At 44.6% G+C, this 13,587-nt stretch carries 13 protein-coding genes, 1 tRNA gene and 1 other annotated feature; of the genes, 3 read left to right on the forward strand and 11 right to left on the reverse strand.

Translation table 11 applies throughout. The features are described 5' to 3' along the window. Positions 1 to 5: 5 nt before the first annotated feature. The 6 genes from leuC to ilvB are packed head-to-tail and all read right to left on the reverse strand — an operon-like array spanning position 6 to position 7,426. Entirely contained in the window at positions 6 to 1,424 is a 1,419-nt protein-coding gene (gene leuC / locus MKX71_RS14075; protein WP_339231230.1) for a 3-isopropylmalate dehydratase large subunit, read from the reverse strand. A 49-nt stretch (positions 1,425 to 1,473) separates the two neighbouring features. Beyond that, positions 1,474 to 2,571, reverse strand: a complete 1,098-nt coding sequence (leuB, locus tag MKX71_RS14080; RefSeq protein WP_014477570.1) for a 3-isopropylmalate dehydrogenase — start codon at positions 2,569 to 2,571, stop codon at positions 1,474 to 1,476. A 20-nt stretch (positions 2,572 to 2,591) separates the two neighbouring features. Next, positions 2,592 to 4,148, reverse strand: a complete 1,557-nt coding sequence (locus MKX71_RS14085) for a 2-isopropylmalate synthase (protein ID WP_033882922.1) — start codon at positions 4,146 to 4,148, stop codon at positions 2,592 to 2,594. Further along, the gene (gene ilvC / locus MKX71_RS14090) at positions 4,135 to 5,163 is read right to left on the reverse strand and encodes a ketol-acid reductoisomerase (protein WP_003222549.1); all 1,029 of its coding nucleotides are present in this window, start codon (positions 5,161 to 5,163) and stop codon (positions 4,135 to 4,137) included. Before ilvC ends, MKX71_RS14085 begins: the two co-directional genes overlap by 14 nt. A gap of 23 nt (positions 5,164 to 5,186) precedes the next feature. Further along, the gene (ilvN, locus tag MKX71_RS14095; RefSeq protein WP_004399096.1) at positions 5,187 to 5,705 is read right to left on the reverse strand and encodes an acetolactate synthase small subunit; all 519 of its coding nucleotides are present in this window, start codon (positions 5,703 to 5,705) and stop codon (positions 5,187 to 5,189) included. Continuing rightward, the gene (ilvB, locus tag MKX71_RS14100; protein WP_085187359.1) at positions 5,702 to 7,426 is read right to left on the reverse strand and encodes an acetolactate synthase large subunit; all 1,725 of its coding nucleotides are present in this window, start codon (positions 7,424 to 7,426) and stop codon (positions 5,702 to 5,704) included. The genes ilvN and ilvB overlap by 4 nt, the downstream gene beginning before the upstream one ends. 121 nt (positions 7,427 to 7,547) lie before the next feature. Continuing rightward, positions 7,548 to 7,794: a binding site (T-box leader), on the reverse strand. 445 nt (positions 7,795 to 8,239) lie between these two features. On the opposite strand from ilvB, the gene cotQ reads away from it, so the two are divergent. From cotQ to MKX71_RS14115, 3 genes are all read left to right on the forward strand, one after another. Then, complete coding sequence (gene cotQ, locus MKX71_RS14105; protein ID WP_015714470.1) at positions 8,240 to 8,575, forward strand: inner spore coat protein CotQ; 336 nt, start codon at positions 8,240 to 8,242, stop codon at positions 8,573 to 8,575. Positions 8,576 to 8,743: 168 nt separating this feature from the next. Beyond that, on the forward strand, positions 8,744 to 9,199 hold the full coding sequence (locus tag MKX71_RS14110; RefSeq protein ID WP_106073640.1) for a GNAT family N-acetyltransferase: 456 nt from the start codon (positions 8,744 to 8,746) through the stop codon (positions 9,197 to 9,199). A gap of 183 nt (positions 9,200 to 9,382) precedes the next feature. Then, the gene (locus MKX71_RS14115) at positions 9,383 to 10,204 is read left to right on the forward strand and encodes a YsnF/AvaK domain-containing protein (protein ID WP_339231233.1); all 822 of its coding nucleotides are present in this window, start codon (positions 9,383 to 9,385) and stop codon (positions 10,202 to 10,204) included. 64 nt (positions 10,205 to 10,268) lie between these two features. On the opposite strand, the gene MKX71_RS14120 is transcribed toward MKX71_RS14115, so the two are convergent. From MKX71_RS14120 to gerM, 5 genes are all read right to left on the reverse strand, one after another. After that, positions 10,269 to 10,342, reverse strand: a tRNA-Arg gene (locus MKX71_RS14120). Positions 10,343 to 10,471: 129 nt separating this feature from the next. Beyond that, positions 10,472 to 10,981, reverse strand: coding sequence for a metallophosphoesterase (locus MKX71_RS14125; protein WP_339231234.1), 510 nt, complete (start codon positions 10,979 to 10,981; stop codon positions 10,472 to 10,474). Between the two features lie 15 nt (positions 10,982 to 10,996). Then, positions 10,997 to 11,593, reverse strand: coding sequence for an XTP/dITP diphosphatase (locus MKX71_RS14130; RefSeq protein WP_015251523.1), 597 nt, complete (start codon positions 11,591 to 11,593; stop codon positions 10,997 to 10,999). Positions 11,594 to 11,605: 12 nt separating this feature from the next. Continuing rightward, positions 11,606 to 12,343 carry a ribonuclease PH gene (gene rph / locus MKX71_RS14135; protein WP_019712911.1) on the reverse strand — a complete coding sequence of 246 codons (738 nt, stop codon included), beginning with the start codon at positions 12,341 to 12,343 and terminating at the stop codon, positions 11,606 to 11,608. A 110-nt stretch (positions 12,344 to 12,453) separates the two neighbouring features. Continuing rightward, complete coding sequence (gene gerM / locus MKX71_RS14140) at positions 12,454 to 13,554, reverse strand: spore germination protein GerM (protein ID WP_161476816.1); 1,101 nt, start codon at positions 13,552 to 13,554, stop codon at positions 12,454 to 12,456. Positions 13,555 to 13,587 lie beyond the last annotated feature (33 nt).

Consider the following 13,587-nt stretch of genomic DNA (forward strand, 5'->3'; position numbering starts at 1 on the left):
ACTCCTTACACAACTGTTTTTTCCTGATAAAACTTTCTGACATCAACGAAGTGTCCGTGAATGGCAGCCATCGCAGCCATTGCCGGGCTGACGAGATGTGTTCTTGCACCTTTTCCTTGTCTGCCCTCGAAGTTGCGGTTAGAGGTTGATGCACAGCGCTCTCCCTCAGGAACAACATCATTATTCATACTCAAACACATGCTGCAGCCTGACTCTCTCCATTCAAATCCAGCTTCCAAGAAAATCTGGTCAAGCCCTTCTTTTTCAGCCTGAAGCTTCACGCTTTGGGATCCGGGCACGACGATGGCCCTTACGCTGTCAGCTACCTTCTTCCCCTTGATCATGTCAGCAGCCTGGCGAAGGTCAGTCATGCGGGAATTCGTGCAGGAACCGATAAATACGTGCTCCACTTTAATGTCTTCAATTTTCTGATGAGGAGTCAGTCCCATATATTCATAAGCGCGAATCGCTTCTTTTTTATCATCTTCTGCAGAAAAGCTTTCCGGCGCAGGAACTTCAGAATCGACAGGAAGAACCATTCCCGGGTTAATGCCCCATGTCACCATAGGGGAAATTTTGTTGCCGTCAAGGACGATAGATTTATCATAAACAGCGCCCGGGTCTGTGCGCAGCGCCTTCCATTCCTCTACGGTCTTGGCAAATTCTTCGCCTTTTGGCGTGTACTTGCGATTTTTGCAATATTCAAACGTCACCTCATCAGGTGCAATCAAACCTGCTCTTGCTCCTGCTTCAATTGACATGTTACAAACAGTCATTCGTTCATCCATCGTCATATTTCTGAATACTTCCCCAGTGTATTCAATGACGTAGCCTGTGCCGAATTTCACACCGTATTTGCCGATGACAGCAAGGATGACATCCTTTGCCGTTACCCCTTTTTGAAGCGTTCCATCTACGCGCACTTCCAGTGTTTTTGGACGCTGCTGCCAAAGTGTCTGTGTGGAAAGGACATGTTCAACTTCACTCGTCCCGATTCCAAATGCAAGAGCGCCGAAAGCGCCATGTGTTGATGTATGACTGTCACCGCACACAATCGTTTTCCCTGGAAGCGTTAAGCCCAGTTCAGGGCCGACGACATGGACAATCCCTTGATCCACACTGTGAAGATCGGCAAGGCGCACGCCAAATTCCTCACAGTTTCTTTCAAGCGCCGTTACTTGGCGTTTCGCAACTTCATCCTTTATCTCAAAACGATTGACAGTCGGGATGTTGTGGTCCATTGTCGCAAATGTATTTTGGGGTCTTCTGACCTTTCTTCCCTTTTGTCTCAAACCTTCAAATGCCTGAGGAGACGTCACCTCATGAATGAGGTGCAAATCAATATAGAGAAGATCCGGCTTTCCCTCACCATGTTTTACAATATGCTGATCCCAAATCTTTTCGATGATTGTTCGAGGCATCATCTTTTATTTCCTCCCTCTACCTAGAGCTAAGACCGCTTAACGTAAGCTGTCACACATTAGAAATTGTATTTTCACTCATGATTGCTGCCTTAACTTCCTCTGTAATGGCCTGAGTGCTGCTGAACTCTTCACCCCGTGCCAAATCTTTTGTTCTTTTCCCAGAAGCCAAGACTTTGTTTACCGCATCTTCTACAGCTTTCGCTTCCTCTTCAAGCCCGAAAGATGTTCTCAAAAGCATTGCCGCTGACAATATGGCTGCGAACGGATTTGCCATCCCTTTACCGGCAATATCAGGCGCGGAGCCATGAACAGGTTCAAACAGATGAAGACCAGAGCTTGATAGGCTGGCTGACGGGAGCATTCCGAGCGAGCCTGTAAGCATGGACGCTTCATCGCTTAAAATATCACCGAACATATTTTCAGTCACCACGACATCAAATTGATTCGGTGCATAAATTAGCTGCATGGCCGCGTTATCCACAAGCATGTGCTCAAGCTTCACATCAGGAAACTCTTGTGCAACGTCCTCAGCCACTTCACGCCACAGCCGGCTTGATTCAAGAACATTCGCTTTATCTACAGAGGTCACTTTGCCTTTTCTGGCTGCCGCCATTTTGAAGCCCTCTCTGATCACTCGTTCAATTTCCGTTCTCTTATAAAACAGTGTATCTACTGCTTCCTGCTCACCTTCAGTGTTTACATAACGTTTGCTCGGCTGGCCGAAATACAAGCCGCCTGTGAGCTCACGAACGATAACGAAATCAACATTATCTATATATTCTTTTTTCAAAGGCGAAGCGTCAGAAAGGCTTTCAAATACCTTCACAGGCCGTAAATTCGCAAACAAATCAAGCTGTTTTCTGATGCTGAGCAGCCCTTTTTCCGGTCTCAGTTCCGAAGGATTTTGATCCCATTTCGGTCCGCCGACAGCACCAAGCAATATCGCGTCTGCATTTTTACAAGCAGCAACGGTTTCCTCCGGGAGGGGGTTATGATGTTCATCAATAGCCGCCCCTCCAATCAGGCCATATTCAAATTCAAATTCATGGTTAAAGCGTTCGGCAACACTTTTCAGTACGTCTGTCGCTGATTCTAATACTTCAGGGCCGATCCCGTCTCCGGGCAATAGAGCAATACGTTTCTTCAAGTTAACCGTTCTCCTTTCTTTTATGATCCGACAGCTGTGTGGTTTTTCAATCCGCTCATATTCGACTGGAAAACCAATTGACGGTTGACTGCGTTCAAATAAGCTTTCGCTGATGCTTCTAATACGTCTTGCGCTATGCCCCGCCCTGCTGATTCTTTTCCGTTCACCAAAACTCTTACATACACCTGGGCAAATGCATCTTCGCCTTTTCTGTTAGACTGAATGCGGTAGTCTAAGAGCTCCACATCCTTATCGATGCAGCGCTCAAGCGTATTGTAGATTGCTTCCACGCTTCCAGCTCCAGTTGCAGCTTCCTGAATAAGCTGTGCGTTTTCTTGATTTTTCAAAGATAGAGTAGCCGTAGGGACCTGACTTGTTCCGTAATGTACTTGCAGAGAAAGAAATTCATACCCAATCTTGCGATCTGTTACTTTTTCTTCTAAAATAAGAGAAACAAGATCCTCATCAGTGATTTCTTTTTTCTTCTCAGTCAACTCTTTGAACATCGTAAAGAATTTATTAATCTCTTCACTGTCAAATTGGAATCCTAAAGCAGTCAACCGGTCTTTAAATGCGTGGCGTCCGGAATGTTTACCTAGGACAAGCGCATCTGCGGTTACGCCGACAAGCTCCGGTGAAATAATTTCATAAGTCGATTTTTCCTTTAAAAAGCCGTCCTGATGGATGCCTGATTCATGAGCAAATGCATTATCTCCAACAACCGCTTTGTTGCGCGGGACAGCCATGCCTGTCAGTTTGCTTACTAAATCACTTGTTCTCTTAATCTCGTTCAGTGTAATGCCTGTTTCGACTTGGTAGAAATCTTTTCTGGTATGGAGGGCTACGGCAATTTCCTCTAATGCCGCGTTTCCGGCTCTTTCACCGATCCCGTTCACAGCACATTCGATTTGATCAGCGCCATTTTCAATCGCAGCAAGAGAGTTTGCGACTGCCATTCCCAAATCATCATGACAGTGGGCTGAAAGCTTTGCTTTGTGAATGTTCGGAACGTTTTCCTTCATATATCTAAAGATATTTCCGTATTCCGCCGGAGCCAGGTAGCCGACAGTGTCCGGAAGATTGATAACACTGGCGCCTGCGTCAATCACTTTTTCGACGATTTCTGCTAGAAACGGCAGTTCAGTGCGGCAGGCATCTTCAGCTGACCATTGCACAATCGGAAAACGTTCTTTTGCGTATTTCACCATTTCAACCGCTCTTTCAATGACTTGCTCACGTGTCATTTTCAGCTTGTGCTTCAAATGAATGTCCGATGTAGCGATAAAAACATGTATTCTCGGATGAGCACCTTCTTTTAACGCTTCCCAAGCAGCATCAATATCACCTTTTACACAACGGGCCAGACCAGTTACTGAACAATTTTTAATGGTTCTTGCGATTTCCTGAACAGCTAAAAAGTCACCTCGGGACGAAGCGGGAAATCCCGCTTCAATGATATCTGCCCCGAGTCTTTCGAGCTGCTTAGCTATGGCAAGTTTCTCCTGTGTATTCAAGTTCACTCCAGGGGACTGTTCACCATCACGAAGCGTCGTATCGAAAAAATTAATTTTGCGCAACGGAGACCACCGCTTCCTTCTTCTTGCCTTGTTTCACAAACGGCATCATTTCACGAAGCTTTCTTCCCACTACTTCGATTTGATGTTCGTTCTCGCTTGCATTGATAGCGTTGAAACGAGGACGGTTTACTTGGTTTTCGACGATCCACTCTTTTGCGAATGTACCGTTTTGGATATCTTTTAATACTTCTTTCATAGATTCTTTTACTTTAGCGTCCACAACGCGAGGACCTGATACGAAATCTCCCCACTGTGCGGTGTCAGAGATTGAATATCTCATTCCTGCAAGTCCTTCTTCGTACATAAGGTCTACGATTAATTTCAGCTCATGAAGGCACTCGAAGTATGCAAGTTCAGGCTGATAACCTGCTTCAGTTAATGTTTCAAATCCGGCTTTGACAAGCGCGCTTAATCCGCCGCAAAGAACTGCTTGCTCACCGAACAAATCTGTTTCTGTTTCTTCTTTAAATGTCGTTTCTAATACGCCAGCTCTTGCGCCGCCGATTCCTTTAGCATAAGCGAGGGCTTTGTCTCTTGCTTCTCCAGTCACATCTTGATAGATTGCGAACAATGCAGGTACGCCAGCTCCTTGCTCATATGTTCTTCTTACCAAGTGTCCCGGGCCTTTAGGGGCCACTAAGAATACATCTACATCCGCCGGAGGAACAATTTGATGGAAATGCACGTTAAATCCATGAGCGAATACTAATGATTTTCCTGCTGTCAATTCATCTTTGATTTCAGCTTCGTATACTTTTTGCTGCTGCTCATCCGGAAGCAGAACCATGATGATTTCGGCTTGGGCTGCCGCTTCTTTTACTGAAAATACTTTATGTCCGTCTTCTTGGGCTTGAGTGAAAGATTTTCCTTGTCTAACACCGACGATCACGTCTACTCCGCTTTCTTTAAGGTTCAGGGCATGTGCGTGGCCTTGCGAACCGTACCCGATAACCGCTACTGTTTTTCCAGCCAATACGTTCTCTTTGATATCACCGTTATAATATACTTTTACCATTTTAATCTCTCCCTTGTTATGTTTTATACAATAGATATTGTTTTATTGGATGACGCCTTTTGCTGGGTTCCCCTCGCAAAAGCCGTTGTACCTGTTCTCGCGATTTCTTTAATCCCATAAGGTTTTAATAACTCAATAAGCGCTTCAATTTTGTTAGATTCACCCGTCACCTGAACAACGATGCTGTCTCTGCTGACATCAACGACAGAGGCTCTAAACGGTTCTATGATTCCATTAATCTCTGTTCTCGTTGAAGGTGCGGAGACAACCTTGATTAAGGCCAGCTCCCTCTGGACAATCGATTGATTTGTGATGTCTGTGACTTTCAGCACATCAATCTGTTTGTTGAGCTGTTTCGTTAACTGTTCAACATCATTTTCTCCTTCAACGTGAACGACGAAGGTGATTCTGGAAACGCCGGCTGTTTCTGTGTGCCCAACTGTAATGCTTTCAATGTTGTAATGCCTTTTTGTGAATAGACCGGTGATCCGGTTTAACACCCCGGAGCGGTTCACCACAGTCAATGTGATAATTCTTTTCAAGGTTTCACCCCCACCATTTCATGCAGCCCTTTCCCCGGAGCCACCATCGGGAATACTTTTTCTTCGCTGGCAACCCGCACGTCAATGACAACAGGTTCTCTTGATGTTAATGCCTCTTCCAGCTTTTCCTTTGCTTCCGCTTCTGATGAAATTCTGATGCCTTTAATGCCGTATGCTTCGGACAATTTGACGAAGTCAGGCTGAGAAGCGAATTTAGATTCTGAATAACGTTCTTCATAGAAAATTTCCTGCCACTGTCTGACCATTCCGAGACAAGCGTTATTTAAAATCACTACCTTGACCGGAAGATTTAATTCGCGAATAACATCGAGTTCTTGGAGCGTCATTTGGAATCCGCCGTCTCCGACAACCGCGACAACAGTAGCATCTTTTTCGGCCAGCTGTGCGCCGATCGCCGCCGGAAGACCGAATCCCATCGTTCCAAGTCCGCCTGACGTGACCCATTTATCTGCTTTTTGGAACGGATAAAATTGCGCTGACCACATTTGATGCTGGCCTACATCCGTTGCGACAATGGCCTCTCCTTTTGTAAATTGATGAATATATTCAATCAATTTCTGAGGTTTAAAACCTTCTTCTTCATTATCTACATACCAGAGCGGATACTCTTCTTTCCATTCGGCGAGCTGTTTTTTCCATTCGCTTGAATCGCTTTGTTTGCCGTCTTGTTTGATCAGCTCCTGCAGGACAATTTTGCTGTCTCCGACTACAGGAATCTGTGTTTTCATGATTTTTCCGATTTCAGCTGGATCAATATCGATGTGAGCAATCTTTGCGTTTCTGGCAAAGTGTTTCAGGTTTCCTGTGACACGGTCATCAAAACGGGCGCCGATACTGATTAATAGATCACATTCATGAAGGGCCATATTGGCTGTATAAGTACCGTGCATCCCCGCCATCCCTAGGAAAAGCGGATGCTCAGCCGGGAAGCCTCCGAGTCCCAAAAGGGTGTGTGCCACAGGGATTTGCTGCTGTTCAGCATAATTTTTTAATTCTTCTGACGCTTTTCCGTGCAGTACGCCCGCACCCGCCAGGATCACCGGTTTTTTCGCACTGCTCACGGCTTCCACAAGCTTGCGGATCTGCAAATAATTCGGCTCTGTTATCGGCTGGTATCCCGGGAGATTCATCTCATGATCGTAGCTGAATTCTCCTTCAATTGTTGCTACATCTTTCGGAATATCAATCAATACAGGTCCGGGTCTTCCAGTTGTTGCAATATGGAACGCTTCTTTAATGATGCGCGGCAGATCTTCCGGCTGGCGAACCTGGTAGCTGTGTTTTGTTACTGGCATCGTAATCCCTAAAATGTCTGCTTCCTGAAATGCATCGCTCCCGATTACAGAGGTTGCTACCTGCCCTGTAAAGACGACTAACGGCAATGAATCAATCATGGCATCAGCAAGGCCTGTAACAAGGTTTGTCGCTCCCGGCCCTGACGTGGCAATGACGACACCCGGTTTTCCGGAGACCCTTGCGTATCCCTCCGCTGCATGAATTGCTCCTTGTTCGTGACGGGGAAGGATATGTACCAACCCTGAATTGTATAGCTTATCGTAAATCGGAAGCACAGCCCCGCCCGGATAACCGAAGATCATTTCTACTTTCTCTTTTTTTAATGATTCAATCAGCATTAATGCTCCGCTCATCGTCTGTGTACATTCGGCAGATGCTGAATCCACCTGTACATTAGTCCCCATTTTAGTTCCTCCTTTTGGATTTTCATCCTTTAAAGATCATCTTTTCATTAGCTATATAGCTGATTATTCAATAAAAAAAGCCCTTCCGCCCACAATCAGCCGCGCAGTAACTGCGATAGCTAAAAGGGGCGAAAAGGCTTTTCTTTCCGCGGTACCACCCTTGTTTACGGCCTGTTAATCGGCCGTCTCATGGATATTTCTATCCGCTTTAGTAACGAGTGAATCAAGTTCACCCGGCCAAGTCCTACTGTCATTTCAGACTGGCACTCTGAGGCGAGTTCACCTTGTAAAGCTTCGCCGGTTCTCAGCTAACCCGGTTCTCTGTGGAAAGCTTTTTCAAGGCTACTTATCCTCATCTGCGCTTTTCATATTCAGCCTTCGGAACGGTTTTCCAGCTGTTCAAGAAGGTCGTTTGTTTTTCACTTTTTAGAATCATACTGCGATGATTTTCGCTTGTGAAGCTTGCGTTTATCTTTTGTTGAACTCATATTACGCCGCTTTGGACGCAGTGTCAACAGCATTTTTTAAAATTATTAGACAATTTTGATTAATCAATCTATATTGTATACGCTTTCATTATTGGTACAAAAGGAATTGCAAATGTTAAAAGTTTTTATAATTTTTTTATTAATCTATCAAGAATAAACCAGAATTATTTAATTTTATATAAATATGTAAGATTTTATAACACGCTATGGTTCGTATATGGATTGAGTCTGACAGATCATCTTGCAATCCATTTCAATTTCGGATAGGCACCCCTATTATTCCTCGGCATACATTAATGGTATCTTGCAAAGAAAAGGTGATACGATGAATAAATCATTTGCAGACATGCAAGGATTTCCTGCGGGCTTTCCAAGCTTCCCCAACTTTCCGCAGCAGTATTATCCTGCTACCCCTGCCTTCTACCAGCAAAGCCAGCAGCCATTTGGAGGCTACGGATACGGACAGCCGTTCAGTCAGGCATACAGCCCGTTAACCACTCCCTCTGGAATGTACTCCTCATTCCCATACGCTTCAGGGTTTTACGGACAGCAATTTTCAGGTGCAGGCTTTAGCGGCCATGGCGGCAGCTTAAGTGCTCCAGCGATACATGCCGGCGGATTCAGCGGGGCGCCAGGCGTACACGGAGGCTTTAGATATTAAAGAAGACCACAAGGGCCGAACATCTATTGCGGTCCTTTTATTGTTTTAAAACGACTTCACAAATACAGTCACATTTTCTGTCTTTATATTTGGAAACAGGATGGAATATGATTTAGATGAATTGAACGATATTCTGCACAATCCGTAAGTTTTCGAGGAGGCATAAAATTGCATATAAAAATAGACGATTTAACTGGACGTCAGGTGGTTTCACTGGTGAATGAGCATTTACATAGCATGACGCTTATGTCCCCGCCAGAAAGCATTCATGCCTTAGGTTTAGAAAAACTAAGAGGGCCTGAAATAACATTTTGGAGCGCATGGGAAGGTGATGAACTAGCTGGCTGCGGAGCGCTAAAAGAACTGGACACCCGGCATGGAGAAATCAAATCAATGCGAACATCTGCATCACATTTAAGAAAAGGCGTTGCCAAACAAGTTCTCCAGCACATCATTGAAGAAGCCGAGAAGCGAGGCTATGAGCGGTTAAGCTTAGAAACGGGTTCAATGGCTTCATTTGAGCCGGCAAGAAAATTGTATGAAAGCTTCGTTTTTCAGTACTGTGAACCGTTTGCAGACTACAGTGAAGATCCAAACAGTGTGTTTATGACTAAGGAAATGTGAGACGATTTTATAAGGATAGATAAGTGCAGGGGAAGGTCTGTCTTATCTATCTTTTTTTATATTCACACATTTTTCACCTTTATGATACACGCCAATGTTTTCAATTTTGTTTAATTCAAAGAACAGCGGGAATTACAAACGACATGAACGATATCATGCAAATTCATAAAGGAGGAGATTGATATGAAAAGCATAGTTGGTGTATATGAAACTCCGCAGGAAACCATCGCAGCGATTGAAGGCTTACTCACAAAAGGCTATGATTCTGATGACATTTCTGTTGTGACAAGCCGGCGAGATACAGATTATTTGGAGTCACGTACAGGAACAGAAGTCAATCAAGCCATCGATGCACATCAGGACGAATCTGAATCTTTTTTCGATAAACTGAAAGATTATTTCACAATGGATGATACTTCTACACACAGCAAAGCATTATCCGACTTGGAAATTAAAACTGATGAAATAGACAAGTATCAAGAAGATTTGGATGACGGAAAACTTCTGGTAGCCGTCGATACAGATGCAAATGTAAATGCTCCTATTGATAACGGCAATGCCCTTTCAGGCGGCTTTTCAAGCACAAATGAATTGGATTATACAACGAAAGAAGAAAAAACGATGCCGCTCCGGGAAGAACAGCTGAAGGTCGATAAGGAAGACGTTCAAACCGGCGAAGTAGAAATAGGAAAAGAAGTGAAAACAGAAAAAAGAGATATGGACATTCCTGTGAGACATGATGAAATTTATGTCGAACGCCGTCCAGTGGATGAAAATAAAACGGACGCTGCTCCCGTCAACGATTCGGAAGAGATTAGAGTTCCAATCGTTGAGGAAAAGCTTGAAGTGACTAAAAAACCGGTTGTCACTGATGAAGTGGTTGTCGGCAAACGCACTGTTGAAGAAAATGAACATATTTCTGAAACTGTGAAAAAAGAAGAACCTCGTCTGAATAAAGAAGGAAAAGTTGACGGCTTGGATGATGATCCGTTAAATAACAAATGAAAATCATAAGACGACAACAAAAAAACCTCAAATCCTAAATGGATTTGAGGTTTTTCTTTTGGTACGTCCCAGGAGAGATTCGAACTCCCGACCGACGGCTTAGAAGGCCGTTGCTCTATCCAGCTGAGCTACTGGGACACGTTTTGTTTTTTGTTTTTCGCTTTAACTATCAGCGACAAGATTTATTATATATGGGATGCAATAATAAGTCAACGGTTTTTTAGAATTTTTTTCATGAGGAAGAAAATTTTCTTCCTCATGACATTTTCATAGTGTGACTCGATTTTGCAGATCCTCAATTTCATTGCCTGCTTGGTCGTAAAAACGGACTGACGCAACATCATTTTCTAATGTCAGTATAGCATAGCTTTCTGTCCTGCGCACCCTCGGAAGCCGGATGCTGCCTGGGTTAATCATCAGTTTTCCGCGCAGCACTTCGCTGCCCGCGATGTGCGAATGCCCGAAGCAGATAACATCCGCTCCGAGCTCCTCTGCACGATAGTATACGTTTAACAAGGTCTGTTTTATACCGTGAAGGTGGCCGTGTGTGACCAGTATTTTTCTTGAGCCGGCAGTCAGAAGAAGCTCGTCCTTAAAATCGCCGGCAAAATCGCAATTGCCTTTTACAACCGCATAAGGCTCCAATGCAGGATGCCTCGTTTCAAGCTCAGAGTCCCCGCAATGAATCATGAGATCAACTTCTGCCTCATGCCGTTTCGCAATGGTTTGGAGTTCTTCTTCAAGCCCATGGCTGTCACTGATAATCAGCACGTTCATGTACAAGCTTCCTCCTTATGCCTCCAAAAGCTTAGACAGCTTTTTAAGCGCGTCAGCCCTATGGCTGATTTTATTTTTTTCATCACTTGTCAGTTCAGCCATTGTCTTATCTTTATCTTTCACGATAAAAATTGGGTCATAGCCAAAGCCATATTCTCCTCTCGGTTCTTCAGCAATATACCCTTCAACATGGCCTTCGACTGTTTTTGTTTCCTCTCCGGGAATACTCACGGCCAGTGCGCAGCGGAAACGGGCGGTGCGCTGTTCTTTTTCGATACCTTTCAGCTCGCTGAGCACTTTTTCGATATTTGCCTGGTCGTCTTTCTGTTCCCCTGCATAGCGGGCTGAATAAACCCCGGGTCTGCCGCCAAGATTATCGATGGATAGACCGGAGTCGTCCGCAATCACCATTTTGTTCACTGCTTTGGCAACAGCTTCCGCTTTCAGAATGGCATTTTCTTCAAATGTATGGCCTGTTTCTTCAATTTCTTCTGTGAATCCAATTTCAGCTAAAGATTTGACATCATAGCCTCTTGGCTCAAGAATTTCTTTGAATTCCTTCACTTTTCCCGGATTATGTGTCGCAATAATTGCTTCTTTCATGATGATCAAGCCTTTCTGTCTTTATTTCAGTTCTGGCAGAGAATCACCCAGCACTTCTTTTTGCTTGTCAATCAGCTCTTGGATTCCTTTTTCCGCAAGACCCAGAAGACCGTTCAGATCCTCTCTAGAAAAAGTCGCCTCTTCCCCGGTTCCCTGCAGTTCCACAAAACGGCCGCTGCCTGTCATGATGACATTCATGTCAACTTCAGCAGAGGAATCTTCTTCATAATTTAAATCTAACAAAATTCCCTGTTCCTTATCAATTCCAACAGAGATCGCAGCAAGAAAATCAGTGATCGGATTTGTCTTGATTGTTCCTGCTTTGATCATCTTGCCAATCGCAATCGCCATAGCAAGAAATGCGCCTGTAATGGAAGCTGTTCTAGTTCCTCCATCAGCTTGAATGACATCACAGTCAATCCAAATCGTCCGTTCACCGAGCTTCTCCAGATCTACAACAGCTCGAAGCGCGCGGCCGATCAGGCGTTGGATCTCCATTGTTCTGCCGGAAATTTTCCCCTTAGAAGATTCTCTGATTGTTCTTTGGTTTGTTGCCCGCGGCAGCATGCTGTACTCTGCTGTAATCCAGCCTTTCCCTCCGCCCCGCAAAAACGGCGGTACGCGGTCCTCAACAGACGCGTTGCAGATTACCTTAGTATTTCCCGATGTTATTAGAACAGAACCTTCCGGATGGCTAATAAAATCCAGATCGAATGTGATTGGACGCAGCTCATCGTGTTGTCTTCCGTCATGTCTCATGTTTTACCTCCGATTGTATGTACATAAACCATTTTTGTCCCGGAATTGAATAAAGAAAGAGGCAGCCGGAACGCTAACCTCTTTCTTTCTAGTATATCAAAAATCCCAATTTAAAAACTACCCGTATTCACTTGAGATGGTCTGGAGACCGGTTCTGTGAGCTTTTCGCCTTTTTCATTTACCAGCTCTGATTTTCCGTTCACTTTAACAGAGACGCTTTTTACATCCGGCTGCTCCGTTAACGTCAGCACAATGCTGTTCAGCACTTCTGAAGAAATCATTTTCGTCTTCTCATCGGCGCTGCCGAATATAGATTGATTGAAATCCAACGTCACGCGCCCGTCTTTGATTTTCGGTTTGCTGACCAGCTTTACATCTTCACTGAAGTCTGTTAACAGCCCGCTCACCTTGCTCGGCCCTTTAGCCAATTCATTGATGGCTGCCGTAACGTCGTCTTTTTCCGAATTGTCGATTCGTTTGGTCACCGGCACGTAGTATTCACTGTCTTCATTTTCTGCCAAATAGTAGACTGTCAGCGGATGGGTAGCAGTGAGATCATTTACACCGGCTGTTTCCAAATTAATGCCGTCTTTGCGGCTTAAATCATCTGAGATCGGCGTCCCTCCTACAGGCATCTCCTTCAGTTCATGCCCGTTTATTCTCAGCTTCACTTTATCTATCGAACTAAATTGCGTCAGCGTCCACGTCACAGATTGAACGATTTTCTGTTCGTCTTCTTTCTTATAATTTTTGAACTCATTAGAGAAATCAGCTATCGCGGTTCCATCTTTTTTGATGTCAACGTTAACGGTGGTGTCAGCCGGCAATACAGCTCTGAAGCCATTCGGAAGAATTTCAGACACAGGCCCGCCCTGTACGAGGTATTCAAGCGCCTGCTTAGCCGTGCTCTCACTTTTAGGGAGAGGCAGCGTTTGCGCAACAACATATCCGTTTTTATCAATGAGATAAAGCTCCCTCATGACAGTAGATGAGGCTTGATCCGCTTTTGCGGTATCGCTTTTTTCACTTTCTGTTTTTTTGGCTGCTGTTGTATTTGAATTGGCACCCGCTTCATCGTTCACGAATGTAACGTCTTGAGGCGGATCAATTTCCTCGGCTGCCTTATCAGATTGAAACAAACCGCATCCGGATAAAAGCAAGACAGAGGTGAGACAAGTGGCACCAATGACTGCAGGTCCTTTTTTCAGCATACTTTTCCCTCCTAAGGATGTTTGTACTATTAT

The organism is Bacillus sp. FSL M8-0071 (assembly GCF_037975455.1).
Classification (GTDB): Bacteria; Bacillota; Bacilli; order Bacillales; family Bacillaceae; genus Bacillus; species Bacillus subtilis.